The sequence below is a fragment of the Alteromonas sp. PRIM-21 genome (genome assembly GCF_027563165.1).
Lineage (GTDB): Bacteria > Pseudomonadota > Gammaproteobacteria > Enterobacterales > Alteromonadaceae > Alteromonas > Alteromonas macleodii_A.
This window is the reverse complement of sequence record NZ_JADOEK010000001.1, coordinates 874,390-899,724: the sequence shown is the minus strand read 5'-3', so window position 1 is coordinate 899,724 and position 25,335 is coordinate 874,390. Positions and strand designations below refer to the sequence as shown.

17 protein-coding genes are annotated in these 25,335 nt (G+C 44.3%); 7 read left to right on the top strand and 10 right to left on the bottom strand.

Annotated elements, in window-relative coordinates; translation table 11 throughout:
* Positions 1-114 precede the first annotated feature (114 nt).
* Positions 115-2,469, top strand: a complete 2,355-nt coding sequence (locus tag IW644_RS03835; RefSeq protein ID WP_269916467.1) for a YgiQ family radical SAM protein — start codon at positions 115-117, stop codon at positions 2,467-2,469.
* Between the two features lie 153 nt (positions 2,470-2,622).
* On the opposite strand, the gene IW644_RS03830 is transcribed toward IW644_RS03835, so the two are convergent.
* The 3 genes from IW644_RS03830 to IW644_RS03820 all read right to left on the bottom strand — a co-directional run bounded on the left by IW644_RS03830 (position 2,623) and on the right by IW644_RS03820 (position 6,058).
* Positions 2,623-3,039 (bottom strand): hypothetical protein, encoded by a 417-nt coding sequence (locus tag IW644_RS03830; protein ID WP_269916466.1) that lies wholly within the window; start codon positions 3,037-3,039, stop codon positions 2,623-2,625.
* Positions 3,036-4,700 (bottom strand): S41 family peptidase, encoded by a 1,665-nt coding sequence (locus tag IW644_RS03825; protein WP_269916465.1) that lies wholly within the window; start codon positions 4,698-4,700, stop codon positions 3,036-3,038. Before IW644_RS03825 ends, IW644_RS03830 begins: the two co-directional genes overlap by 4 nt.
* 227 nt (positions 4,701-4,927) lie before the next feature.
* The gene (locus IW644_RS03820; RefSeq protein ID WP_269916464.1) at positions 4,928-6,058 is read right to left on the bottom strand and encodes a strictosidine synthase family protein; all 1,131 of its coding nucleotides are present in this window, start codon (positions 6,056-6,058) and stop codon (positions 4,928-4,930) included.
* Between the two features lie 211 nt (positions 6,059-6,269).
* On the opposite strand from IW644_RS03820, the gene IW644_RS03815 reads away from it, so the two are divergent.
* Positions 6,270-6,848, top strand: a complete 579-nt coding sequence (locus IW644_RS03815; protein WP_269916463.1) for a demethoxyubiquinone hydroxylase family protein — start codon at positions 6,270-6,272, stop codon at positions 6,846-6,848.
* A gap of 333 nt (positions 6,849-7,181) precedes the next feature.
* Here the strand turns inward: IW644_RS03815 and IW644_RS03810 are convergent, their stop codons facing one another.
* The 5 genes from IW644_RS03810 to ahpC all read right to left on the bottom strand — a co-directional run bounded on the left by IW644_RS03810 (position 7,182) and on the right by ahpC (position 14,018).
* A complete protein-coding gene (locus IW644_RS03810; RefSeq protein WP_269916462.1) occupies positions 7,182-8,696 on the bottom strand; it encodes a PepSY-associated TM helix domain-containing protein in 1,515 nt (504 codons plus the stop codon).
* A gap of 10 nt (positions 8,697-8,706) precedes the next feature.
* Positions 8,707-9,243: a hypothetical protein gene (locus IW644_RS03805; RefSeq protein ID WP_269916461.1), complete on the bottom strand. Its 537-nt coding sequence runs from the start codon at positions 9,241-9,243 to the stop codon at positions 8,707-8,709.
* A 9-nt stretch (positions 9,244-9,252) separates the two neighbouring features.
* Positions 9,253-11,415 (bottom strand): TonB-dependent siderophore receptor, encoded by a 2,163-nt coding sequence (locus IW644_RS03800; RefSeq protein ID WP_269916460.1) that lies wholly within the window; start codon positions 11,413-11,415, stop codon positions 9,253-9,255.
* A gap of 279 nt (positions 11,416-11,694) precedes the next feature.
* Positions 11,695-13,284, bottom strand: a complete 1,590-nt coding sequence (gene ahpF / locus IW644_RS03795) for an alkyl hydroperoxide reductase subunit F (RefSeq protein WP_269916459.1) — start codon at positions 13,282-13,284, stop codon at positions 11,695-11,697.
* A gap of 176 nt (positions 13,285-13,460) precedes the next feature.
* Positions 13,461-14,018 (bottom strand): alkyl hydroperoxide reductase subunit C, encoded by a 558-nt coding sequence (ahpC, locus tag IW644_RS03790; RefSeq protein WP_442864423.1) that lies wholly within the window; start codon positions 14,016-14,018, stop codon positions 13,461-13,463.
* A gap of 300 nt (positions 14,019-14,318) precedes the next feature.
* On the opposite strand from ahpC, the gene IW644_RS03785 reads away from it, so the two are divergent.
* Together IW644_RS03785 and IW644_RS03780 are read left to right on the top strand one after the other, a co-directional pair.
* Positions 14,319-15,647: a DUF2252 family protein gene (locus IW644_RS03785; protein WP_269916457.1), complete on the top strand. Its 1,329-nt coding sequence runs from the start codon at positions 14,319-14,321 to the stop codon at positions 15,645-15,647.
* A 319-nt stretch (positions 15,648-15,966) separates the two neighbouring features.
* A complete protein-coding gene (locus tag IW644_RS03780; protein ID WP_269916456.1) occupies positions 15,967-18,552 on the top strand; it encodes an ExeM/NucH family extracellular endonuclease in 2,586 nt (861 codons plus the stop codon).
* Positions 18,553-18,721: 169 nt separating this feature from the next.
* On the opposite strand, the gene IW644_RS03775 is transcribed toward IW644_RS03780, so the two are convergent.
* Entirely contained in the window at positions 18,722-20,407 is a 1,686-nt protein-coding gene (locus IW644_RS03775) for a response regulator (RefSeq protein WP_269916455.1), read from the bottom strand.
* 215 nt (positions 20,408-20,622) lie between these two features.
* Complete coding sequence (locus IW644_RS03770) at positions 20,623-21,294, bottom strand: 2OG-Fe(II) oxygenase (protein ID WP_269916454.1); 672 nt, start codon at positions 21,292-21,294, stop codon at positions 20,623-20,625.
* 506 nt (positions 21,295-21,800) lie between these two features.
* Between IW644_RS03770 and IW644_RS03765 the strand changes: the two genes are divergently transcribed.
* From IW644_RS03765 to rluF, 3 genes are all read left to right on the top strand, one after another.
* Positions 21,801-23,357 carry a carbon-nitrogen hydrolase family protein gene (locus IW644_RS03765; RefSeq protein ID WP_269916453.1) on the top strand — a complete coding sequence of 519 codons (1,557 nt, stop codon included), beginning with the start codon at positions 21,801-21,803 and terminating at the stop codon, positions 23,355-23,357.
* Between the two features lie 206 nt (positions 23,358-23,563).
* Positions 23,564-24,370, top strand: coding sequence for a hypothetical protein (locus IW644_RS03760; RefSeq protein ID WP_179983229.1), 807 nt, complete (start codon positions 23,564-23,566; stop codon positions 24,368-24,370).
* 157 nt (positions 24,371-24,527) lie between these two features.
* Positions 24,528-25,286: a 23S rRNA pseudouridine(2604) synthase RluF gene (rluF, locus tag IW644_RS03755; RefSeq protein ID WP_269916452.1), complete on the top strand. Its 759-nt coding sequence runs from the start codon at positions 24,528-24,530 to the stop codon at positions 25,284-25,286.
* The last annotated feature ends 49 nt before the right edge of the window (positions 25,287-25,335 follow it).

The window sequence follows — 25,335 nt, the reverse complement described above, 5'->3', positions numbered from 1 at the left end:
TTAATGACAGTGCTATACCTAAGCTTGGCTAAGACTGCTATAATTACGCACTTAATCTGAGCTTATCCCTATTTTGAGTTCAGCAATTCCCTGATTTTTCTAGATGTGATTACTATGCAAGCCACCATTAAGGCCGACCGCGGTCTGTTTTCTTACCCTAAATATTGGCCACACTGCCTGGGTACTGCGCCTTTTCTTCCTATGTCAAAAGAGGAAATGGATGCCCTTGGCTGGGACAGCTGTGACGTTATTTTGGTAACCGGCGATGCGTATGTCGATCACCCTAGTTTCGGTATGGCAGTTATTGGTCGTGTTCTGGAAGCCCATGGCTTTCGCGTTGGCATTATTTCTCAGCCAGATTGGAAGAGTAAAGACGACTTTATGAAGTTGGGTAAGCCCAACCTGTATTTTGGCGTAACAGCCGGAAACATGGACTCCATGATCAACCGCTATACGTCTGACAAAAAGCTTCGTCACGACGATGCCTATACGCCAGGCAATGTAGGCGGTAAGCGTCCTGACCGTGCCGTAACCGTATATGCACAGCGCTGCCGCGAAGCCTTTAAAGGTGTACCTGTGATTGCGGGCGGCATTGAAGCCAGCTTGCGTCGTATTGCGCACTACGATTACTGGAGCGAAAAAGTGCGCCGCTCTGTACTGTTCGACTCTAAAGCCGACATGCTGTTTTTTGGTAACGCCGAGCGCCCCCTTGTTGAAGTAACCCACCGCTTAGCGGCAGGTGAAGATATTGCTGATTTACGCGACATTCGAGGCACTGCAATCATCGTTAAAGAAGCCTTGCCCGAATGGCAAGGCGTCGACTCTACTTCTCTAGACAGACCAGGCAAGATAGACGCCATTCCAAGCCCCTATCAGATGGAGCCGGAGTGCGATTCACAAGATAAAGACACGAAAAGCAGTGAAGCACCAGAGGCTGCGCCTATCGTGATTCAGCCTGCGCAAAAAGAGAAAGAAAAGCGTAAGCCTTGGGAGAAGGTGTACGTTAAGCTGCCAGCGTACGAAACAGTAAAAGACAACAAGGTATTATACGCGCATACATCGCGTATTTTGCACCAAGAGACCAATCCAGGTTGCGCCCGTGCACTTATGCAGCGTCACGGCGACAGACACATTTGGATTAACCCACCCGCCATGCCGCTTGAAACTGAAGAGATGGACGCGGTATTTGATCTTCCATATCAGCGTGTGCCTCACCCTGTGTATGGCGATGCTAAAATCCCTGCGTACGATATGATCCGCTTTAGCATTAACATTATGCGCGGATGCTATGGCGGCTGTACCTTCTGTTCTATTACCGAACACGAAGGGCGTATCATTCAAAGCCGCTCTGAAGATTCGATTATTCGTGAAATTGAACAAATACGCGATACGGTACCTGGCTTTACTGGCGTAATTTCAGACTTAGGCGGTCCGACGGCGAACATGTATCGCCTTCGTTGCAAGAGCCCGAAGGCAGAAGCGACTTGTCGTCGCCCTTCTTGCGTGTACCCAAGCATATGTGCACATATGGATACCGACCATAAGCCAACCATCGACTTATACCGCCGCGCTCGCGAATTGCCTGGAATTAAAAAGATTTTGATTGCTTCAGGCGTGCGTTATGACTTAGCGGTAGAAGATCCAGAGTACGTAAAAGAGCTAGCCCTTCACCACGTAGGCGGCTATTTGAAGATTGCACCAGAACACACGGAAGACGGCCCGCTTTCAAAAATGATGAAACCGGGTATGGGCAGCTATTACCGCTTTAAAGAACTGTTTGATAAATACTCACAGGAAGCGGGTAAAAAGCAGTACCTTATTCCTTACTTTATCGCATCGCACCCGGGTACCACCGACGAAGACATGTTAAGCCTTGCGATTTGGCTGAAAGAAAATAAGTTTAAGCTCGATCAGGTACAAAACTTTTATCCGTCGCCAATGGCAACGGCTACAACCATGTACCACACCGAAGTGAATTCCCTTCGTAAAGTAACCAAAGACAGTGAAGAAGTACCGTCAGCGAAAGGTGAAATTCACCGTAGACTACATAAGGCTATGTTGCGTTATCACGACCCGAAAAACTTTGCGCAAATTCGAGAAGCACTTAAACGTATGGGGCGCGAAGACTTAATTGGCCGTGGTCCTCAGCACCTTGTGCCGCCCGAAACCGCTGACGAAAAACGTCAGAAAGCACAAAAAGGCCGTCGCGGTGAACGTGCGCTTACTAAGCATACTGGGCTTCCACCCACGTTTCAGGGTAAAAACGGGAAAGGCAAAAGCCGAGACGGTAGCGCTGTAAATAAAAGCCGTCGTAATACAAACGGCAATAAGCAAGGTAGCGGTAATAGGCAAGATCAAGCCAACGGAAATACCGCCAATCGAAATTCCGGAAAAGCTTCTAAGGCGAATAATGGCGGCGGAAACAATCGTGGCCGCTCTCAAAAACAGCCAAGCATGCAGAAACGTTAAGATAACAAACGCTAAAAATAAAAAGCCCGATGCTTTTCAACATCGGGCTTTTTTTGTGTCTTTTAGCAATAGCACTGCGGTATTTCAGCTAGCTATTTATGGATCCAACCTATATGTATCCAGCCTTTATGTACCCAAGCTATACGCTTACATTCAGTCGTGATTTGGGTAGCACTTAACATTTTCAAGTTTAGCAAGCTCACCCGTTTGATCATTTCGCAGCAAGCAGTGCTTGCCATTACTTAGTAACGTAAAGCTGTACACAGGGTTGTTGTGCCTTCCTTCAACGGGTAAACCTCTGCTATCTATCTTCGCTTTTCGTTCAATTGTAATGTTTGAAGTTTTGCTAAACACATTATCAGCAACAGTGATGGGTATACCGCCAAACCAGTTGCTGATGATATTTTCAATAGTTTGCTTTTGGCTTGCACTCGTGCTGTTAGTGATTGCTTTATGCAACTCAGTCTCCTTGGTTGCAGCACAACCGATTGCCGATGATAGCGCTATAGCAAGGGCAGCAGCTGGCAGCCCGGTGCTTTTAGCTTTGTCTCTACCGAATAGAACCATCATTCTTGTTCCTTGATAACGGGCTGGTTAATCTTGTTATGTAAAATAAAGTTTTCTCTGCGCGTTTCGGGTGTGTCGATAGGAATAAGCTTTTCACCTACTAGCGCGCTTTGATTACTGCGCAGTGCATTTACATCAGCCATGCCATTGCCTGATACCACTTCAGGGCATGCGCCCGTAGCTGCAAATTCTAGTGCTGCAGACAACATACCTTCATTCGGGTCGCCTAAACTAGCAGTAAAATCATCTTCAACTTCACATCCTGGCAGTTCAAAATCAAAGCTCGGGGTATTGGTTGGCATAAAGCCATCGGCATAATCACCAAAGCCTTTATTATTCACCCCTTGGAACTGAATAGTGAAGTAAGTTTCACCACAGTTGTCTGTTGGATAGAAACCATAAGGTTTACCGCACGTTGTAGAGCCAATTTGTACCACCTCTACATCTATGCCGCGAAGCGCGTTCATTACCGCTTCACTCGCTGAACAGGTTGCATCTGTTGAAATTACGTAAACACGAGTCAGCGAAAGGCTCGGCAGTAAAGTATCGGTAAGCAGTCCGGCGTTGTAATCGATAACATTACTGTAAAAAGGCGTAGGACGAATGGTCTCACCAGTAATCGGGTTAGTCGTTGGGTTCTTGTCGTTAAATCTTAAGGTTTCAAACGTGGCATTGTTCGTTTGATTTGGGCCCGCTACCATATAAGAAAGCTGTGAAGCTAACGCCAGACGCCCTCCACCGTTGTAACGTAAATCCATAACTAATTCGGTTACATTCTGTTCAACAAATGTATCGAACGCGTCTATCAGCCCTTCTTGCGCAGTAACAATGAAGGTATTAAATTGGAAGTAACCTGTTTTACCGTTTTCGGTATCGAACACCTTAACGTTTTGCACCGGCGTTACGCTCACATCAGCAGAAGTTATATCTACAGACATAGTCGTACCGTCAATCAGCTCAAACTCAAAGCTCGTAGTAGTTCCCGCTTCATCAGGAAACAATCCATCGTTTAGAGCGTTTACACCTTGCTGAGTATTATCATTAACGAAATCAACGCCGTTAATACTCACGACCTTAGCGCCTCGCGGCACATTCGCTGCAGCAGCAGGTGAACCAGGCTCTGTGAACCGCACCGTTAGCTCCCTTGGTACCGTGTTTGAGCCCGATTCCCAATCAAAACCAAATCCTGACTCTATGCCAGATTGAGATAGTTCATTATATTCAGCAGTGTCTTGTGAGAAATGAAAATTGTCTTTTGGCGTGCCACTTGGCGTTAATTCATTGGTTTTTAACTGCTCAAAGTATGCCAATACTGAAAAGTTTTCTGGGTCGTTATCGTCTACTTCGTCGTACCATAAATAGGTGTCATTGGTCCAAGAGCGCAGCCAGAGCTTTTCATCCATTGCGGTGCCTTGGGTATCTGGATAAGCACTTCCTGTAAAAGGGTCGATACCAGTTCTTGGCGTTTCACATTTGGCGATAAATTCAGATTGTGGCTCATAGACACCGGCTTCCCACTCAGGTTCAGAGGTAACGGGAGTCGTTGGTGTAGTAGGTGTTGTTGCTACTGGCGTGTTACTGGATGAACCGCCACCTCCCCCACATCCTGTGAGAAGTGAAATCGTGACTGCAAGTGCAACTGAAGTATACGTATACGCTTTCATGATTAACTATATATCCTTTATTTATGAGTGCCGAAACTGAATCTTCACCGGCCTTAACGCGCTCGATAAAATTATAACGCCTTACGTTAGCATAATTTATAGTGGTATAGGTTTGTAAGAATAACTAGGTAACAAAAGTTTAAACATTGATTAAATGTAACTAAATCTTATTTATTTGTACGTTCTAGTCGTATTATCAGCACTTTATTTCGCCACTAGTTATTGCACTATTTATTATCACTGTGAGCATCACCCCCAATATCAGCCACGTCCGTTAACGAGCGCGTTTTATTATGGGGAAGCACACCCACGGCAGGCGCTATCAGGCTACTAATAAACAAACCATACTCTGTTTCTATAGCGCCAGTTACAAAAGGGTAAGCGCCGTTTGGGTCTTGAAGAGATTTAAGTACCTTCCCACTGTCGCTAATTTTTAGAAGGTGCCCATACGCTTTACCTTGTGGTCTCAGAAACTGTGGTAAACGTTGAATTATTTTACGAACAAAGGGGTTGTCTGATAGCCCGTCTACTGGCGCTGAACGGGGTGAAGCAAGACCTAGATAGTACCCGCCACCGGCAGCCTGACTGATGTTGTCAGGAAAACCGGGTAAGTTATCTATCACCACTTCCACGCTTCCCTGTTGTGGACCATTTAACCAGTAGCGTAAAACCCGGTATTTTCCTGTCTCGTTAAACAACACAGAGTCTTGGTCATGACTCATTGTTACGCCATTTGCGAAAACTAAACCGTCTATCAATACTTTGCTCGAAGCAGTGAATGGATCGTATTCTATTAGTCTGCCATTTCCTTTGTGCTCTAGAATTTCTAGCAGGCTTGCCGAAAGCGTTCCGCCGTGGTCTTTTGCGGCAAACTTGGTGGTCGCGTCGGTAAAATAAACCTTTCCATTTTTAGCTATATCAACATCATCAGCGTATACCACGGGGGTATTCTCTACCTGATTGACCAGCGTTTTTAGTTCGCCTTTTGCGTTTGCAATGAGTAACCCTCGATGGGCATCAGCGATTAGTAGGTTTCCTTTGTTATCGTATTCAAGACCAAGTGGGCGGCCATTGGTATTTATCCATGATGTAAATGACGTTTGCCCTTGCTTCATCAACAATACCGCGCCAGAGTGCGTCGCGGTGGCAATGGTTCCCGCTTTGTTTATCGCAAAATCCTCCGGCCCCTCTTCTCCTTCTATGTCAATGTACGAAAGCTCTGCCAGCCGCGAATTTTCTGTGAACGCTTTTGTAAAGCCAGCGTTTTTAGGTGCTTGCCAACTGACTGGATCGATAGGTACCGGCCATAACAGTAAATAGGCAAGAGCTAAAATAAGAGAACCCCATAGCATTTTCATTCACTCACTCCTTTTATACTTTTACCTACCTTAGCAAGCGCAGTTGACCTACTCTGCTTTCATTTTTAAATAGAACACTATTCACCAAAGCTTTAAGCGTTTCAGAAAGCTAAGCTAGATTCGCGTATTAGTACGCGCATTACAAATACGTAAGGCGACATCCATGTAAGCATTTCGCGCGTTTTTTAGTAAAACGCTGTTGGAGTACGTCATGCCATTTTACGCAAAGCTGCTGGGAGCTAAATATACTAAGCAGGTAGATAAGGAACTACGTGCAAGTCATGCTGGCGAAACAGGTGCCGTCTGGATATACCGAGGGGCCATGGTTGCTGAATTTATCTCTAGCCTATTTCGCATTAGCAAAAGCAAAGACGGCACAGAACGCTTTATAAGAGAGCACCTTGAAACGGAGCGTGCGCACCTTGCTATTTTTGAAAGTGAAATGCCGCTGTTTAGGGGTAGCTTCATACTGCCACTATGGATAGCCGCGGGCTTTATAACCGGCTTCTTACCGCGCCTTTTTGGTCAGAACTGGTTTTTCTATACCATTTATTGCGTAGAGGAATTTGTTGATTTGCATTATGACGAGCAGTGTAAAAACATGTCGGCATTATCTGTCCCGCCATCAAACGTGATAGAAAGGTTTAAACACTGTCAGGAAGAAGAGCAGCACCATAGAGACGAAGCGTTAGCAATGATGACACAGCAACCATCTTTACCAATGAGGTTGTGGGGGCGCGCAGTAGAAAAAGGCTCTGCGTTTGCAGTTGCTGTCGCCAAATTAATTTAGGTTGATACTTGATGCTCGGGGAATGACCTGAGAAAACAGCAAAAGCAGCTTTGCGAATAAAAATAGGAAAGAACGCTACAACATGGGAAAGAAAAGCAGGTTAAAACCATCAAAGCTATGTGACAATTGCGGTGTCGAAGCTGACACGCAATTTCGTGTTCGCCAAAGTGAGACAGACGAATGGCGCATAGTGTGCAAGGCTTGCCAACAGCTCGCGAAAACAAAGGGTGGCTACATGTACGGCGGGACGTGGAAAAGAAAAAAGCGTAACTAGGGTGAATACATCAAGGGGCGAGTTAGCTGACTTTCGCCCCTTAATAATTATTTTAAGGTTTATGCGTTAACACTCGTTCCTTGAGCTTCTTCATTTGTGTTGTCTTTATTTCTGTCGCCTCGATTTACTTCGCTAATGCCAGCGCCGACATTATAGCCGCGAACGTTTTCCGCACGTTTAAATGTCACAGTAGCGCGGTATAAGCTCCAGATCACGTACACAGCCATTGGAATATTTAGCTGAAGTGATGCAATAGAAAGCGCAGCGCCTTGATGTACGGCAGCATAAGAGGCTAAAAGTACAAGCACACTTAACCCAGATATCATCAACCACACTGGCTTTGTCAGTGACTTAACTGCCACGGTCACAGCCGTATTGAATAACATTAGGCACCAAAATACGGCGATAAGAGAACCGGCAAAAAACATATCAACGGCTGCGGTTAAGGCCAGAGCACTAACACTGCCCCAGACTACAGCGTACCAAAGCCTGCTCGCTAAAGGTGGGTGGGCTTTTTTAGACAGCCAAATTTCCATACCAGAAACACAAAGCATGGTTAGCATAATGCCTAACACTAAATAGAACCACTTACTGGTTAAGCCAGCAAAATCACCAAAATGCAGTCTATACATGGCCCATACAAGCTGCTTGCCCCATTCTCCATCTTCGTAGCCAGCATCACCGATATAGTTTCCGGCAGTATCGAAACGATAGCCTTCAGCGTAAATCATGCGGTTTGGCGCTTTGGCATAAATTTCAATAAATTGCTCTGGCTCACCGACTTCATGTACGGTTAAGAATATCGGCGACTTTTCAGGCGCAAGCGTTTCCATTTGCGCGAAGGCTTTTCCAATAGCGGGTTTACCTTCTTGGGGTGTTAATACGGGGTCCGGTGTGAATATTTGATCAACAACTGCATCCCTGTCGCCGTCATAGTTGAGTGAAGCAACGACCACTAAAATAATGCCCGCCATGCCGAAATAGGCACCCGTAATCCCTATAATTAAATGAAACGGCGCAGCCCACAGGCCAAAGCGGTTGTGCAAGTCTATCTGGGCCTGCTGACCATTACCGCCTCTTCTCAGTTTGAATGCATCTTTCCCAATTCGTTTGTGGGCAATAATCCCTGTAATAACTAAGGTACAAATAATGGCGCCTAGGGCACTGACTAAAATCATTCCCCAGCTATGCGGCAGGTTTAAATATAAATGCAGGTCCACTAGCATTTGCGTAAAAGACACGCTTTCTTCTTCCAGCAGGTTACCTTCGCTATCAGCAAAATACGCTACATGGTCGTTTTCAACCACCAATCGTGGAATATCGGATGTAGGAAATACAACAAAGAGGTGGTGAGACTCTTCGGTATGTTCGGCTAGGAAGCTATCCATCGCCTTTTCAATCGCCTGTGGAGAAACATTTTCCATCTCTTCAATATGAGGCTGTTCCCATCTTTCAAATTCTAGGTGGAATACGGCAATCGTACCTGAAAGGCATACTAAAAAAAGCAGTACACTCAAAAACACACCAACCCAAGTATGTGCATTTAATGCATTTTGTTTTGTAACTTTATCCATTGATTTTCACCTACATGGGTAAGAAGATAAGTATTGGTACACAAGCCGCTGACAATGCTGCGTAAGCACCAATGACTTTAAATTTGTGAGAGGTGGCAAGATAGTGATAAACGAAAAGCCCCCACAAAACTGGCAGTAGAACTGTACCCGTAGCTAACTGGCCTGCGATGGAAAACGGAAGCAGCGCGCATACGCCTAGCGTTATTAGAACGCTAACGACCAAGAAAACAACCAGTACCACGAAATAGTTTGCAACATTTGCCAATACTGTACCTCGTGCGAAGTCAAAGCTTCTCGGCTGAGGTACGTTTTTGGGCTGAGGCAAAAACGTTTGATTTAATGCGATGAATGGCCATACAAGAATGGCAGGAATACACAACGCATATAACACGCCAAACTCCCAACCCTGTGCCATAGACCAACATACCGCTGAAACCAGCCATACAACTAAGCCTAAATAAAGATAAGTTGAGGCTTGCGCACGCCAACTTTTATAAACAACCCCTAAGGCCGCGAGTGTTAAGCCACCTGCTGCAACTGTAAGCATGATCATTCCTTAAAACGAATAGGTAAGCGACGCGTTCACTGTTCTACGTACACCTGGGAAACAATCCCCTCTGAACAAACACGACGTTAGGTATTTCTTGTCCGTAACGTTTCTAACATTCAGCTGCAAATTCACGTTACTCGATAGCTCGTACGCCACCATTAAATCGCCCAATGTATAGCTAGGTGTTTCATAACGAATTGCGCCATTTTCAGAGACCGATTCGCCGACATAGCGAACACCTGCGCCTATGGTTAGCGCTTCAAACTCAAGGGGAGAGTAATTAACCCAAAGTGACGCATTGCTGTCTGGCTGTGCTGATAACGAGAAACCGTTAGGGTCTTCTGCATCCATAACAGACGCAGCGAATTGCGCGGTTACTTCGCCAAAGTCTAAACGCCCTTCTAGCTCTACACCTTCGATGGACGTAACGCCCTGCTGCTGCGCGGCTTCATCTGGTAAACCATTTGGATTAGGAAGGTTAGACACTTCAATATCGTAATACGCCAGCGTTATAAAACCCGGAATAGCAGATAATTCATACTTAATACCGGCCTCGTATTGTCGACCTTCTTCAGGCTTAAGCTGATTGTTGTCGTTATCCAGTCCCACCACAGTTTCGAACGACTCAGCATAGCTAAGGTAGGGAGAGATGCCGTTATCGAAGCGGTATAACACGCCAGCCGAGTAAGAGGTTTGCGTATCATCTTGTTCTGTCACGCCAGTATCATTGTCAACGCGGTCGTGACGTAGCCCCAACGTCATCCGCCAGTTTTTGTAGGTAATCTGGTCTGACAAATACAGCCCTGTATCTGTAACAGTTTGTTCCGGCGCATCGTTGTAAATTGAATCAAAAACCGCTTGCTCTGGCGCACCTGTATACACAGGGTTGGCTAAATCTAGAATGTATCTAAAGTCACCTTGTAATACCCCTCCACCAGCGTAATAAGCTGAGTTAGCGTCTGTTTTAACATTTTGGTATTGCACACCCGCTAACAATTCGTGCTCAAAAGAACCTGTTGCAAAGCGCTTGTTTACTCGAATATCAAAAGCGTGTTGATTAAACGTGTTGTCCGCCTGATAAAAAGTTCTTGGAACAAAGGTATCAGTAGGCGCAACAGGCGCTCCTACAAAGGCGTTTAGGTAGCGAGTACCACCGGTAAAAGTAGGCCACGCCTGGTGATAGTCTGCCTCGCCATCTCGCCATAAGGCGGTAAATGAAAGTGATGTGGTATCGTCAATTAAATGCTCGCCAAGTAAGGTAACCTGATTTGACTTAGTATCGAATTTATTAAACCCTGGCTCGCCTGCGTAAACGTCTTGATCTGGCAGATAGGTACCATCTGCCAAAGGTAATAGTGTGCCTTCAACAGGAATAAACTGTGCCGCCGTATCGCTATCGGTATCCTGAAATAAGCCAATTAAGGTGAGCGTTGTATCATCTGACGGCATAAAAGAAAGTGAAGGCATAAGCACTTGCGTGTCATCACTGACATAATCAACCTGAGAGTCGGCATTTCTATAAATACCGACAAAGCGCCCTACCCACTTATCATCCTCAGATAGGCTACCATTTACATCTAAGCCAATTTGCGCCCGGTCGAAACTTCCGTAAGACAATACAACTTCACTTCCCTTACCTAACGTGGGTGTCTTTGACACATAGTTCATGATGCCGCCCGGTGAGCCTTGTCCGTAAAGCACAGAAGCTGGCCCTTTAAGTAGTTCAACCTGTTCCATTGTGTAAATTTCAGCGCGCGTTGAATTGTAGCTGCCGAACAACTCTTGAATAGAGTCGCGATAGCGAGGAATACTTAACCCTCTAGAAGATATTGAATCAACCCGGGTGGCGTATCCGTAAGATTCACCGGTAACACCCGCCATATAAGTTGCTGATTGGGATAGATTTAAAACGCCTTTTTGCTTTAAGTCTAATGCCGTTTCAATGGAAATTGTACGGGCGAGTTCAACGATGGGCGTATTAGACTTAGTCGCACCAAAGGGGGAGCGCGTGCCAAGTACCTCTATCTTTTCAACCGCAATTTGCTCTGTCGTTGATGCCTCCTTGCCACTTTCCTGCAAAGCCTGAACAGCGTTAATGTCACCTTCTTGGGCATTGGCATAAGACACCAATACAGCTGTTACCACTAAACTAAGTAATTTTTTGTTCATGTCGAGTGCTGTCTTCTAATTATTTTGTTATGTCTCGCCCGCTCACCAATCTGAAAATAACGAGTGCTGAGTGGCTAAATTGTACTTTGGTATAATTTAACAAAATATTATACAAATGATAACCATTTTTATTACCAATATTGAGTACAAATGGTCAAAAATGAAAATCGCAAAACACCCTTCGATATAAGGTAAAGTTGGCGCACACAAAAAAGCCGAACTAACTGAGTTAGTTCGGCTTTTTCACATATTTGAGTTAAGCGCTAGATACTAAACGTATTAAGCAGCTTCGCTCTCGTCTTCAGTTTCAACCACTTCATGGCTAAGCAGGTATTCAAAGGCGGCTAGTGACGCTTTAGCCCCCTCACCCATCGAAATAACGATTTGCTTATAAGGCACAGTTGTTACGTCACCCGCAGCAAAAATACCAGGCTCAGAAGTATGACATTTAGTATCAACAATGATTTCACCATACTGCGTCATCTCTACCGTGTCCTTCATAAACTGGCTGTTCGGTACAAGGCCAATTTGAACAAATACACCGGCAAGTTCGCGAGTGTGAACTTCATTAGTTGAACGGTCTTGGTATTCAATCGCGTTCACTTTGCCATTCTCGGCGGTGATTTGGCGTGTAGCCGCATTTTTAATAATGGTAATGTTGTCGCGCTTTTCAGCTTGGTCGATAAGTACCTGGTCCGCTTTAAGTTCCGGCATAAATTCAAATACCGTTACTGATTTTACGATACCTGCCAAATCTAGTGCCGCTTCAATACCAGAGTTACCACCACCAATAACTGCAACATCTTTACCTTTAAAGAAAGGACCATCACAGTGCGGGCAATATGCTACGCCGTTACCTACGTTCTCTTTTTCACCAGGGACACCAAGTTCTCTCCAACGTGCGCCAGTTGCGACAATAACCGTACGGGTGCGAATTTGCTCGCCTGAAGAAAGCGTAATAGTTTTAATATTACCTTTTTCAATGCTATCGACGCGTACGTGCTCTTTAAGCGTAATGTCGTAATCGCGAACGTGCTCCATTAGGTTGCCTACAAGTTCAGGCCCTGTTGTTTTAGGTACAGAAATCAAGTTTTCAATACCCATAGTGTCTTTAACCTGACCGCCGAAGGTTTCAGCAACAATGGCTACTTTAAGGCCTTTACGAGCACTGTAAATTGCTGACGCAACACCTGCAGGGCCGCCGCCAATAACAGTAACGTCTTGAAGCGGTAATGCGTCGCCTTTATTTGCCTCTTTAAGGCTAGGGTCGCGCTCGATAAGTTTATTGATAAGTACTGAACCATCAACTTTACCGTTCGCGAATAGCTCGCCATTAAGGTAAACGCTAGGTACACCTTGAATGTCGCGCTCTTGAATTAGATTTTGATACAGCCCACCGTCGATCATCTCGGTCTTAATGTTAGGGTTAATCAAAGCGAATTGATTAAGTGCCTGTACGACCTCTGGGCAGTTGTGACAGCTTAAGCTAATAAATACTTCAAAGTTAAGCGGTTCTTTAACAGCTTTAACCAATGTTTGAACACTATCATCTAGCTTAAGTTCAGTGCCTGCTGCGTGCAGCATAGCAAGTACAAGCGAGTTAAACTCATGACCACCCGGAATACCTGAGAAACGAATTCCAGTATCTTCACCGTCAGCCTCTAATAAGAAGCTGATAGCGCTGCGTAGTTCACCATTAGTTTCGCGCTCTTCTACGTTTAGTTTTTCGCTTACTGAAGCAATGTCGGACAGAAACTTCACAAGCTCTTCGCGCTTGCTATGTTCACCGGTCTGTACGACAAAGGTTACGTTTTTTTGCATTGACTCAGCATATGATTTCAATGCTTGTAAAATTTCTTTAGTTAACACGGTTATTCTGCCTTATTTTCGACACGCCGATCCCCGCCAACCTTTTGTGAAGGCTAACAACATAAGCGGAAATAGGAAATTAACATCAGGGAGTGGAGGCCCACTCCCTACAAACTATCTGCCTAACACTTCTACTAACAGTTTATCCTGCTGTGCTAGACACTAAGCGTGAATGCTTAGATTTTGCCAACTAGGTCTAGAGAAGGAGCAAGTGTTTCTTCACCTTCTTTCCATTTCGCTGGGCAAACTTCACCTGGGTTATTTGCTACGTATTGAGCAGCTTTAACTTTACGTACTAGGTCGTCTGCGTCACGACCGATACCTTCAGAAGTGATTTCCATTGCTTGGATGATACCTTCTGGGTCAACAACAAATGTTGCACGGTCAGCAAGACCCATAGTTTCGCGCATACAATCGAAGTTACGCGTGATTTCGCCAGTAGGGTCGCCGATCATTGCAAACTTGATCTTGTTGATCGTGTCTGAAGAATCGTGCCATGCTTTGTGAGTGAAGTGTGTGTCAGTAGATACTGAGAATACTTCTACACCACGAGACTGAAGTTCTTCGTACTTATCAGCGATGTCGCCAAGCTCAGTTGGGCAAACAAATGTGAAGTCAGCTGGGTAAAATACGAAAACTGCCCATTTACCTTTGATGTCTTCGCTGCTTACGTCTACGAATTCGCCGTCTTTAAATGCAGTCGCTTTAAAAGGTTTGATAGCAGTATTAATCAATGCCATGTTTAATTCTCCATTTGGTTTAAATTTTCCGAATGCTTAATGCATACGGATACAAACTTTACGTTTATTTTGTCGACATGGTTTTGCAGTTTTGTGAAGATATTCACTTGTTGCGAAATCCATGTCTCTTGAAACTGGTGATAAGAATAGCGCGCATCACTTAAAAAAACTAATTGGTAAATATGAATCGCTTAATCAGGTTATTGAATTGAACGATGAAAATAGAATCAATTCGCCAATCGGCACGCGACACATTCCTGTTTATAACCTTAATACAAGCAGCGTGAGGAACATATGACAAATACCCGAATTCACCTTATTTCAGACGAAATTGAGCGTATTGATAATCACAAACCATCGCGAAGCTTGGCAAAACATATAAAAATGGCTACCAGCCCGTTTGTATTTTATCGAGGCAGCGCTCAGTTATTCTACGCAGATATCAAAGCGGGTCTGATTAATTTCCCCAAAGAGTGTGATTCTATACCACTTACCAGCGTAATGGGCGACTGCCACACTTCCAATTTTGGTTTTCTTACAGAAGAAGGTTCTCACGGAGATACAGTAATCTTTTCTCCCAATGATTTTGATGATGCGTGCGTGGGCAAAGCACACTGGGACATACTTCGCTACCTCACCTCATTGCGTCTTGCTCAACTGCACTGTAGCGGTATAGTGGAAGGTAGATATTCAGGGGAAGGCATAGATACCACTAAATCCGTAGTCACTCATCAGCAAGTTATAAGCGCGCAACACGCTTTTATTAAGCACTATGTGGAAACCTGCGACCGTGTAGTAAACAATGCTAAAGTGCTGAACGAGGCAATAGACTATTGTCCTAATGCTGTGCCAAGTAAGCTAACAAAGCTTTATAAAAAGGCAAAAGCCCGTAGTGCGGGCGGCGAGGATTTTACAATTAAAAGTGCGCTTGCTAAAGCGGTGAGTTTTAATGGCACGAGGCTGGGCTTTAAACCCAACAGTGAAAAATTCGAAACCCTAAGCGAAGGTGAATATAAAACATTACACGAAGCGTTTGCTCCTTACATGGACGATTCTATCGTTGATATTGTTAAACGCCTGAACGCAGGAACCGGCTCTGTGAATATGGCGCGCTATTACTTTTTAGTCGGGCCGTCTAAACCACACAATGAAAAGAGTTTTGCGCATTGCCATATTGTAGAAGTAAAACAACAGCGTGTTGCTGCACCTCTTCATTACTTCCCTACCGTTAACCCTGTCAACCGTCTGAACGCTGCCCACCTTACCGCACGTTGCCAACGACGAATGCAAAGAAAGCCTGACCTTGTTCTTGATGAGGTAAAATTCAAAGACGCTCATTACCTAATTCGCTCAAGACATCACGCTAAAGTGGGTGTAGACCCTCAAGATATTGCAATGGGCAATAAGGCCCTTAACGGGGGCTTTGAATATTTTGCACAATTATGCGGTTATAGCTTGGCACTGGCTCATTGTCGTGGAGATAGAAGAAGCACGCGGTTTGCCCAATCAGCCTCAAATGCCTTTTCTCAATCAAGAGATTTGCTTGTGAAAATAGCAAATCTTTATGCAGATCAAGTCGTTGATGATCACGCTTTATTTTCTCGACATCTCGAATCAAACTAAAACAATGCTTGCTGTAACAAAAAAGTAATATGCGCCTATAAATTGGCTATAGCATTATTTAATGGTTAGGTAAGGCTACAAAAGCGATTTAACAGTATAAGTAAGTTTACTTATACTTCCTATGCTGTTGTTTTATTTAAGCTATTTTAAAAACAGCTTGAATAAGATTAAGTTATTTCTATTAATCATAAACTTCCCTACGGTAGAACAAGCAATACGAAAATTGCTCGTCACAGGGTGCTCTGCTCAAGCAGACTTTACAACAAAAATACTAGTACCTGTGATTTAAAAAATAATGAAACTACAAAGGGAAAATGACGTGAGAACATCATTAACTTTACTATCTGCAGGAATAATCTCTGCACTTTCTTCTACCGCTATTCAAGCCAACGATTTAGTTATAAGTGGTGTTATCGACGGGCCATTAAGTGGCGGTGTTCCAAAAGCTGTAGAACTCTTCGTTGTTAACGATATTGCAGACTTATCTACCTATGGTATTGGTGCAGCGAACAACGGTGGTGGAACAGATGGAGAGGAATTCACCTTCCCAGCTGGCACGTCTGCAAGCGCTGGCACTTATATCTACGTAGCATCAGAAATTGATGGATTCACCGCGTTTTTCGGTTCTGCACCAGACTACGATACATCTGAGTTAGGAATTAATGGTGACGATGCTATTGAGCTTTTCAAAGATGGTAGCGTTATCGATACGTTTGGTGATATTAACACCGATGGCAGCGGCACCGCATGGGAATACTTAGATGGTTGGGCATACCGTTCGTCTGGTCAATCGGCTAACGGCGGCAGTTTTGAAGCATCTAACTGGACTTACAGTGGTGTTGACGCGCTTGACGGTTCAACCACAAACACAGATGCGGCGACTCCCTTCCCTGCCGGTACATTTACCACCGAAGGTGGCGGTAACGACGTTGTTGACGTACCGGAAGAGCCTGCTGTTGAGCTCGGTATTTGTGGCGCAGACGCAACACTTATCAGTGCTATTCAAGGAAGCGAAAGCAGCTCTGCTGAAGTAGGCAACAGCGTTATTATCGAAGCTATAGTTACTGGCACCCGTGCTGACGGCTTCTTTGTACAGGAAGAGGCATCTGATTACGACGCTGACGATGCAACCTCTGAAGGTTTGTTCGTAGACGGCACTGTAGATGTTGCCACCGGTAATATCGTTCGTCTTTATGGGGAAGTAGAAGAAAACTACGGCATGACGACCCTTGCCATGGATAGCGATGTTGGTGCACTTGATTGCGGCACCGCAGATGCTGTGGCGGCGGTAGAGATCGCTATGCCGTACGAACTTGACCTTGAATCGGTTGAAGGTATGGTTGTTAGCGTGACTGACGCGACAGTAACAAGCACAAACAACCTTTGGCGCTTCGGCGAAATCGTTGTTAGTGACTCGATTAAACGCCAACCAAGCGATGTGGCAGCGCCTTTGTCAGATGCTTACGCAGCCGCTGTTGAAGCGAGCGAGACAAGCCTGCTTACTATTGAAGATAACAGCAGTTCTCAGTACCCAGATGCATTGAGCTTCTTCCCTACTTTCAGCTACGCTAATGCTATTCGCATTGGTGATTCGGTTTCTGCTGCAGGTCCACTTAACTACAGCTTTGGTACGTACAGAATCAACCCTAGCGACATTATTGAAGTCACTTCAACCCGTGAAGCAAACCCTGTTGTTACAGAAGGTAACTTATCAATTGCTACTTTCAACGTGCTAAATTACTTCAACGGTGAGGTGGACGCTAACGGCGATGTAACCTTCGATTATGATGAAAATCGCGGTGCGGACGATGCTGTGGCATTTGAACTACAGCAAGGTCGTATTGTAGAAGCCATTGTTAACCTAAACGCTGACGTTGTTGGGTTAATGGAAATCGAAAATGACGGTTTCGGTGAAGACAGCGCGATACAGGCTCTAGTTGATGCTATTAACGCAGAACTAGGTGAAACTGAGCAATATTCATTTGTTGCTACAAGCGATAGTAGCGAAATTGGCACAGATGCTATCACTGTAGGCCTTTTATACAAGGCTTCTGTAGTAACGCCAGAGGGCGACGCTATTATCGTTGATATGCCAGTACAACAAATTGACGAAGATAGTCTTGCACAAATGCGCCCTAGCCTTCTTCAATCTTTTGTACACACTGAAAGTGGTAAGTCGTTCCTAGTTTCAGTGAACCACTTTAAGTCTAAGGGTTCGCAATGCGCTGAAGACATTGCCGAAGCGCCATCTGAAATTACTACAATTCAGGGTAGCTGTAACGCGTTTCGCGTATCGGCAGCCGTTACATTAGGTAATGCTTTGAGCGATGAAAATCTGCCAGAGCGTAAGATAATCTTAGGCGACTTGAACGCGTACAGTGCTGAAGATCCTGTGGCTGTACTTACCGACTATACTCCTGAAGCTCGCGGTTACACTATTACCACTGCAGTAAATACAGGTATGGACGACGGTGCATCTGTTGAAGTTGAATCTAGCTTCGGCTATCACAATTTAGCTGAAGAGTTCGATGCAGAAGGCTTCTCATATTGGTTCTACGGTACCGAACAAGTAGGTAGTTTAGACCACGTCTTAGCAAGTGAAGCCATGCTTGAAGACGCTATTGATGGTGCACACTGGAATATCAACTCAGTTGAAGCCTACCAGCTACAGTACGACCAAGCGCTTCGTTATTATGCTGATGAAGACGGCTACGCGTTCACTGATGTGGGTCCATTCAGAAGTTCAGACCATGACCCGTTTGTTGCAACTTTCGATCTGCAAGCGGATGTAGTTGACGATGAAGAAGGCGATGACGACAGCTCAGGCGGCTCAATGGGAGGAATTCTTGCTCTGTTAGCCGCAGCAATTGGCTTTCGCCGTCGTGCTACTGTTGCTAAAAAATAACAGAAGAAAGGATTAAATCCTTCTTAAATTAAAAAAGCTGCCTTGAAATTCAAGGCAGCTTTTTTTAGGTTTTCATTTTGCCGTTGTGTGTACATGATTAGCGGCGTTTAAACTTTTATCTAGCCCTTTATAGTAGCTTCGCAAGCTTTAAAAAGGACAACATTCCAAATTACGCTTTAGCGACAACCACGCCGACTAAATCGGCCGCATTGGTATCATCCACTTCAATGCCAATTCGCGCGATATACTGATCCCTTTTTTCCGCTTGGGTCGCCGATAACTCTTCAGAACAAAGCAATTTGGCAGCACGCTGGGCCGAATGCATTTGTTCTTCACTTAGTCCACTATCTAGATGCATTTGAGTAATGACTTTAAGCAAGCTTAACGCGATCTGTTTGTCTTTAGGCGACAAGGTCAAGGCCTGTCTTAGATTGTTATAAGCGGGAATAAGGCGATTTTCTTTGTAATTTACAGCCGCCATCTGCTTAAGCTCTTTAGTAGTAAACTGAATTTCCGTACGCTCAATAGACTCTTGATTTAAATACTCATTAACCACTTGTGAGGTAAAAGTATCACCTTCTATCTGCTTTCTCAGTTTATCTAAAATGCTGACACAGTGTTCACGCATGCCTAACTCATGGAAGGCTTTCATCTTATCTAAACTATCTTCCATTGACAGTCCATCGGTAGACGCTGAGCGATCCTTCATTAACTTTTCAGCCTCACGTTTCTCGTCTCTCAGACATAGTACTCGGGACTTGACCACATCCATTTGCTCAGCAAGCTGATTCTGCATGCCTTTCTGCTGCCTAAGCTCTTCAAGCTCACTTTCGGCGCGTTTAAGGTACTTGTCACCTTCAGCATTTCCCAAGCTTGTAGCTAAATCAATAGTAGAGCGAATAACATTAAGCGTAAGTTGAGGGGAGTCATGAATAGAATTTTTAGCGAACTTTGCCATATTCTGCACGGCAGAAAGCTGGCCAGCTTTATCATGATTGAGTCTGGCTAGGTCCCACAAGCGCTTGTTTCGCTCGATATTACGGGGCGCAAGCCGGCTTGCCTCTTTCATTTGCTCGTAAGCAATATCAAACTGCTCTTTTTCGATGAAGTACTGTGCGAGCAAATCGAAGGTTAAAAAACGAGTATCGGGCCGCTGGAGTAGATCATCAACCAGTAACTGTGCTTCTTCTAGTTCATCTTGCCGCAATAACGAACGCGTGAGACCAATATGAACCCAGGCATGGTCCATACTCTGTAGTAGCGTTCTAAAGTAATCCTCTGCCGTTTCATAGTCCCGTAACTGCAATAAACAGTCACCAATAAGGCGTTTTATTCTGGTGTGATACTCTGAAAGCGAGGGATCTTTGAGTTGTCGCTCAGCATAATACATCGCCGTTGAATAGTCGCCAGCATGCATGCAATGCAGCATTTTATGCAGTTTCAAGCGAACTTGTATTAGGTATTCTAAGCGCGCTTCAATCTTATTGCGCTGTAATGGTTTAACCCAGAAATCATCCGGCTGCAGTTCTACAATACAGTTAACAAGTTCAGGTGATGTTTCGGCACTAAGGAAAATGACCGTTGTGGTATCGTTAATGTGGTTGAGGTGCTTAAGTTCTTCAAAAAGATGAAAGCCATCTTTATCGTGACTTACGTTAAACGCTAGTAATACAAAGTCATACTGCCTTGCCTCACATAATCTCTTGGCATGGAACGCGTTGAATGCACTACTAACGTTTTTGATCCCTATTTCGTGTAATGCTGAAGCAACAACATCGTGAACTAGCCCCTGGTTATCGATAACCAGCACATGCAGCTCTTCTCTTGGGGTGGGGGCAGGTATTTTTTCCAGCATTAGCCAATCACTTCTTACATCTTTTCCCTAAGCAACACAATGGCGTCAGGACGACCTATTGTGGACAACACTATGCTATCGTTGTGAAGTAACCATCAAATACAAAGCCTGTTTGCTTACCACTAACTTCACGGACTACTCGAATTTCAAGTAGGGTTTTATCACAACAGATATATAGCAAATTCATATTATACATAAGTATGAGTTTTTGGATACTAGCGCGGAGGGTCGATACTGTCATTAACAGTACCGTTTACCCTAAACCATCCTGCAACAGAATGGCGCGTTCTTACCGCTGGCAAAACTTCGTGGGGAAAAGCTTCGCTAAGAAATACTACAAATGTTCCTTTTGCCGGTAAGACTTTTGTTCCTATTTGATCATTTTCATCAAAATACAGCACTAATTCTCCGCCGTCAGTCTCTTTCCAGTTATCGTTGAGATAGGCAACAAGCGATAGTACCCTGTTGCCCTGACCTTTAAACGCATCTACATGGCGCTTGTAAAATTTACCTGGTTCATAGCAAGCAAAATGACTTTCAAAAGAAAAGAGCCCCATAAAAAGCGAACGGTTTATATACTGCTGCATGGCTTCACACCAAGACAACCACAGGGCGCCTTCCTCAGAGGAGCCGGTAATCCAGCAAATCTCGTCCCCTCTCACTTTTTCAGCTTTCTGATAATTCTCTGCGCGTCCAATACCCGCTTTTTTATATTCAGCTTCGGAGATTGAACGCTGACAGGTTAACAGTGCTTGTATAATGAAATCGGGTAAACCATTCTCCTGAATAGAAAAGCCTGAAGTGACTAAGTCATCTACGATTTTTTCAAATATGGCTTCATCGAAAACATGTAGAGGCTGATACGACGCAAGTTGTTCTCTATTCATCTAAGTCTTTTTACCTGTAGGCAGTTAACTAATTGTGTAGTTATTAGAAAGTTGTGGACGTAAAAAAAAGTAGCGAACTTATACGCGGCGTTGAGCGTTGTGGCAATTGCATGACCACACATTTTTCGCGCTATTTTTTTATCGATAAAAGAAAAATTATTTATCGTTTTGACGGCTAAAGAATTCGCACGTTTCTTGCTAGTTTCTTGCGAGCTATTCTTTAATTAGTCTTTAATCAGTGCGTGAGCAAGCTTAGCTAGACAGAAACTAAAACAATCACTAAAGAGAAATTTTAACAAATAAGATTAATTAGTAAGCCAAGGTATGTATTTTAATGGTGTTGCTTGAAACCAAGCCCCTTTTTACTTGTTAGCTTCGTCTTTACGGTAAGAACACGAGGACTAGATGCAACAGTTGAAAAAACCATTACAAGGCGTTTAAGTAGAAATATACACGCTGTACGTATCAGAAGTATTTATCAGAATTTTTAGTAAAAAGAGTACCCCATGAGTCAAGACCAAACACAAATAGAAGAAACGGAACACCATCTAGACTTAAGAAACTTAAGACTGGACGACTATAACGATGTAAAAGGGTTGATGGACAAGGTATACGCAAACGTTGGCGGCGCGTGGCCCTACTCTAATTATAAAGCGCAAGTCACCACGTTTCCTGAAGGACAAATATGTATTGAAGATAAAGGCAAAGTGGTTGCCTTCGCCATTTCTGTCATTGTTGATTACGACCAGTTTGGCGATAAGCATAGTTACGATGAAATAACCGGCGATGCCTATCTTACGACTCACGATCCAAATGGTGATGTGCTTTACGGCGTAGAAGTTATTGTTTGCCCAGAATACCGTGGTCTTCGTTTAGGTAGACGGTTATACGAAGCGCGAAAAGAGTTGTGCAGAAACTTAAATTTAAAATCAATTATGGCTGGGGGTCGCATACCCAATTATAGAAACTATGCGAATGAATTGTCGCCTTATGAGTACATCGAGCAAGTAAAGCTTAAGGATATTTACGACCCGATTTTAACGTTTCAACTATCTAACGGCTTTGAAGTAAAGCAAGTAATGACCGCATACCTCCCGGAAGATGAAGCATCAAAGGGTTATGCCACATTACTTCAATGGCATAACATTTACTACGAGCCGGGCACGCCTTCGTTAATCGCCGGCAGAAAATCGAGTGCGCGCATAGGATGCATCCAGTGGCAAATGCGCTATTTCAACAATGTAGAAGAGCTTCTTCAGCAGGTTGAATACTTCGTCGACGCACTTTCTGACTATTCGTGCGATGTGGCCTTATTCCCTGAGTTTTTCAATGCGCCGCTTATGGGCCTTAGCCCATCGGATTCATCAATTGACGCTATTTGGCATTTAGCTACTTATACCGATGAAATTTTAACTGCCGTATCTCATCTCGCTGTTTCGTACAATATTACGATTATCGCGGGTTCAATGCCTGTCGTAGAAGAGGAACAGCTGTATAACGTAAGCTACATATGCAAGCGAGACGGAACGATTGAAAGCCAATACAAACTTCATCCAACACCTCACGAGAAAGAGGACTGGATTATGAAGGGCGGAAATAGCCTTAAGACTTTTGATACCGATTTCGGGAAAATCGGCGTGCTAATTTGTTACGACGTGGAATTTCCAGAACTGGCGCGCATTCTTTCCGACCAAGAGATGCAGATTTTATTTGTGCCGTTTTGGACAGACACGAAAAATGGTTATTTACGCGTTCGTCGCTGTGCACAAGCAAGGGCTATCGAAAATGAATGTTATGTAGCTATTGCTGGTAGCGTAGGCAACCTGCCTAAGGTTGATAACGTGGATATTCAGTATGGTCAAACCGCGGTGTTTTCACCCAGTGATTTCGCGTTTCCTCACGATGCTATTGTGTCTGAAACGACACCAAATACAGAGATGACGCTTATCGTTGATTTAGACCTCGACAAACTCACTAAGCTGCAAAATGAGGGCTCGGTGCGAAATTACCTGGACCGACGCCGCGACCTTTATCGCGTCGAATGGATTGGCGATAAAAACTAATCAGGTTTATGCCATTGAAAAATGCTGGGGTTAGACAAATTCCAGCTTCTTTGGCTTATGGAAAGTTAGCATTCTACATAAGCCATAGAATTTCCTTTGATTTAGCGATAACATGAAACTGCGCGCAAAGAATAATGGGCTCTCTTTAAGATAAAACGTTTTGACGTAATGAAGAGAGCGCTACATAAAGAGATTATTAATTTACTATGGCAAATAATTCGAAAAACGATGAGTTTCCAACCATTAGATTGGATGAAGAAGACCGTCGAGATTATCAGACAAAGAGGCAAGCGGCCCCAACAAAGGCGACCACGCCCTCACCTTCCCCTTCAGCCAACCGCCAGCCTTCAAATAGTGGTAGCGGTAACGGAGTCTGGGTTGTTTTAGTTGCCTTGATCGCCTTAGCGGCTTGTGGTGGTTGTTACTACTTGTACACTATGCTTGAGCAACAAAAGGCTGTGGCTGAGCAAGCTGAAAAGCGCATTATGCAGCTAGAAAGCAAGCTTTCTGCGACAGGCGAGGAAATTGGTGAATCTACGGTTGCTTTACAAGTCAAAGTTACTGAGTTGTCTAATAAAACCAATGAACTTTGGGAGCAAATGGACAAACTTTGGGCTTCGGCATGGCGTCGTAATCAAAAAGAAATCGCTGACCTTGGTGATCGCGTTGGCAATGTTCAAACTGCATTGAATAAAAATGTCAGCGCCGTTTCTGACGATGTAAAAAGCCAAGCTGCAGCAATTGGCTCTGTTAAAAATCAATTGGCATCACTAGCCGATGAACTACTTGCTGTGAACGTTCAACTAGAACAAGCCACAAGCGATAAACAAAGTGCCCAGCAACGTGTGCGTAATCTTACCGATAAACTATCAGTATTGGAGCAGCGCAACACAACGTTATCTGGACGCATTACCAGTTTAGAAAACGAGATCCGCGACATCGCCACAAAAGTAGTATCAAGTGGCAGTGCGAGTGGTGGTGCGGGTTCACCTCCCTCACCTGCTGGCAGTTAAATTACCTACCACCAGCTGGCTTGTTGTTTTCAAAACGAACAGCAATGTATGGCTACTCCAGATAAATACAGAAAAAAGAAAGGGGTTAATCGCCCCTTTCTTTTTTGTCGTGATACCATTACCGCCTTCGACGAAATAAGATAGGACATACTGCGCAATGAGTGACCAAGCGCCTAAACGTTTAAATAAATATATTAGTGACACAGGCCTATGTTCACGCCGAGAAGCGGATAAACTCATTGAGCAAAAGCGCGTTACGGTAAATAACAAACCACCAGAGCTTGGTACTAAAATTGGTGTCGGCGATATTGTTAAAGTTGATGGCAAGGTGGTAGGTGCGGTAGCGAAGGACAAATCAGATAGGGTCTATATTGTATACAACAAACCTATAGGCATAACCTGTACTACCGAGCGCCATGTTAAAGGCAATATTATTGACGCTATCGGTCATAAGGCACGTATATTTCCCGTAGGTAGGCTTGATAAGCCTTCTGAAGGGCTCATCATACTCACCAGCGATGGTGATATCGTAAATAAAATATTGCGCGCTGAAAATGCGCACGACAAAGAGTATGAAGTAACGGTTAACCAGCCTATCAGTGAACGGTTTGTGAAGCGTATGGCGCGCGGCGTGCCCATCTTAGGTACAGTGACAAAGCCATGTGTTGTTAAACCGACCGGCAAAAACAAGTTTACTATTATTCTTACCCAGGGGCTTAATCGCCAAATACGCAGAATGTGCGAATTCTTAGGCTATGAGGTGACTAAACTTAAACGCACACGCATTATGCATTTAGAACTCGGGTCACTAAAACCAGGTCAATGGCGAAACTTAACAGCTCAAGAATTAAAGACGATGCAAAACGCCGTTCGTTCATCAACCAAGACAGCAGAGAAAGTAGAGTTGCGTAAATAGGTGGAACTACTACATTTAATAGTAGTATCTAATTTAGCTTTATTACGCC

What these genes read in the sequence shown, in the direction of transcription:
- IW644_RS03835 (WP_269916467.1), top strand. Translation starts at nt 115, where the DNA reads ATGCAAGCCACCATTAAGGCCGACCGCGGTCTGTTTTCTTACCCTAAA.
- IW644_RS03830 (WP_269916466.1), bottom strand. Translation starts at nt 3,039, where the DNA reads ATGATGGTTCTATTCGGTAGAGACAAAGCTAAAAGCACCGGGCTGCCA.
- IW644_RS03825 (WP_269916465.1), bottom strand. Translation starts at nt 4,700, where the DNA reads ATGAAAGCGTATACGTATACTTCAGTTGCACTTGCAGTCACGATTTCA.
- IW644_RS03820 (WP_269916464.1), bottom strand. Translation starts at nt 6,058, where the DNA reads ATGAAAATGCTATGGGGTTCTCTTATTTTAGCTCTTGCCTATTTACTG.
- IW644_RS03815 (WP_269916463.1), top strand. Translation starts at nt 6,270, where the DNA reads ATGCCATTTTACGCAAAGCTGCTGGGAGCTAAATATACTAAGCAGGTA.
- IW644_RS03810 (WP_269916462.1), bottom strand. Translation starts at nt 8,696, where the DNA reads ATGGATAAAGTTACAAAACAAAATGCATTAAATGCACATACTTGGGTT.
- IW644_RS03805 (WP_269916461.1), bottom strand. Translation starts at nt 9,243, where the DNA reads ATGCTTACAGTTGCAGCAGGTGGCTTAACACTCGCGGCCTTAGGGGTT.
- IW644_RS03800 (WP_269916460.1), bottom strand. Translation starts at nt 11,415, where the DNA reads ATGAACAAAAAATTACTTAGTTTAGTGGTAACAGCTGTATTGGTGTCT.
- IW644_RS03785 (WP_269916457.1), top strand. Translation starts at nt 14,319, where the DNA reads ATGACAAATACCCGAATTCACCTTATTTCAGACGAAATTGAGCGTATT.
- IW644_RS03775 (WP_269916455.1), bottom strand. Translation starts at nt 20,407, where the DNA reads ATGCTGGAAAAAATACCTGCCCCCACCCCAAGAGAAGAGCTGCATGTG.
- IW644_RS03770 (WP_269916454.1), bottom strand. Translation starts at nt 21,294, where the DNA reads ATGAATAGAGAACAACTTGCGTCGTATCAGCCTCTACATGTTTTCGAT.
- IW644_RS03765 (WP_269916453.1), top strand. Translation starts at nt 21,801, where the DNA reads ATGAGTCAAGACCAAACACAAATAGAAGAAACGGAACACCATCTAGAC.
- IW644_RS03760 (WP_179983229.1), top strand. Translation starts at nt 23,564, where the DNA reads ATGGCAAATAATTCGAAAAACGATGAGTTTCCAACCATTAGATTGGAT.
- rluF (WP_269916452.1), top strand. Translation starts at nt 24,528, where the DNA reads ATGAGTGACCAAGCGCCTAAACGTTTAAATAAATATATTAGTGACACA.